The organism is Vibrio sp. YT-18 (assembly GCF_033337345.1).
GTDB classification, from domain to species: Bacteria; Pseudomonadota; Gammaproteobacteria; order Enterobacterales; family Vibrionaceae; genus Vibrio; species Vibrio alginolyticus.
In genome coordinates, this window is record NZ_JAWOQO010000171.1 from 1 (window position 1) to 1,191 (window position 1,191).

2 protein-coding genes are annotated in these 1,191 nt (G+C 43.9%); one reads left to right on the plus strand and one right to left on the minus strand.

Features of this window, described 5'->3' with window-relative positions:
- On the plus strand, positions 1-697 hold a 697-nt coding region (locus R7M72_RS25205), incomplete at its 5' end, for a tetratricopeptide repeat protein (RefSeq protein WP_318056472.1).
- Here R7M72_RS25205 and R7M72_RS25210 read toward each other — a convergent pair.
- A partial coding sequence (locus R7M72_RS25210; protein ID WP_318056473.1) for a VRR-NUC domain-containing protein occupies positions 694-1,191 on the minus strand: 498 nt, incomplete at its 5' end. The two genes, R7M72_RS25205 and R7M72_RS25210, sit on opposite strands and share 4 nt — an antisense overlap.

A 1,191-nucleotide genomic window follows, 5' to 3' on the forward strand; every position in this document is an offset into this window, starting at 1 on the left:
TAAAGACGAATCCTCTTCCGTGCGTATTGCGGCAGCGCTGAACTTAGTGCGTGACTATTCTGTTTTGACAGAAGCGCAAAGACCAGTGATAGAAAAGCCTGTGGACGAGCTTTTAGCGAGTTTAAAGAGCGGAACGGATAACAATACCCAATTGCTGTTAGCCGATGTGTATCGCTGGCATGAAAACTGGAAACAAGCGGACGATATCTATCAAGCATTGTTATCCAAAATGCCGGAAAACCCAGATGTTTGGCTGAACTTAGCCGACAATTACCGCGCGCAGCAACGTGAGCAAGAAGCGATTGATACACTAGATAAAGCGATTGAACGCCTTCCTGATAATGCCGACCTGCATTATTCGAAATCTTTGACGCTCGTTCGTTTAAACGACAAAGAGCAAGCCGCAAATGAAATCGAAAAAGCGGCCAACATGGCGAAAAACAATAGCTACTTTTGGTATTTGAATGGTGTGCTACAAGAAGAGTTCAGTGTCGATAAGGCTGTGAAATCTTTTGAACAGGCTTACTTGATTTCAGGCGCGCCAGAGCAGCTGTACGCGGTTTGTGATATCTATATTCGTTACGATAATCCGAAAACGGATGAATGCTTGGCGGAACTAGAAAAAGTCGCACCAAGCTATGTGATTGACCAGCTAAAACAGAAAAGAGCGCTGACTTCTGCAAAGCCCAAAAGCTAGTCAACCCGCTTTTCATCTTCTTTTCGCGCGGTGACGTAACACACTGCAAATGGCACATTAAGGCGAGAAAACTCTTTGATCCAACGCCATTGGTTATCTTGGAGTTTATCGCCTGGCCCTTTTACTTCAATCCACTCGAACTCGTTGTCTCTAAAAGCAATCAGATCCGGCATCCCATTGCGGTAAAGCTTAAGATCGCTTAACTGAACCTTAAATAGTTCGAGTAATGTGCGGGTAGGAATGGTGTTGAGTGACTGTTCAAGCAATTCCTTGCCTATTAAGCTCCATTGAACAAACGGATTGCTGATACCAAACTTTTCATCGTATTTCGTTAAAATCGCTTGTGTATTACCCAATTTTAACTGTGCGAAAGCTTCATCAATCAGTGCTTGGCGCTTTGCTACAAAATCGGAATGGTACAAATCCAGAGGATGGTGTTGATAGGCATTGATGAATGCCCTTTCAATGGGAGCGAAAATCGCATCCCAAAAAGT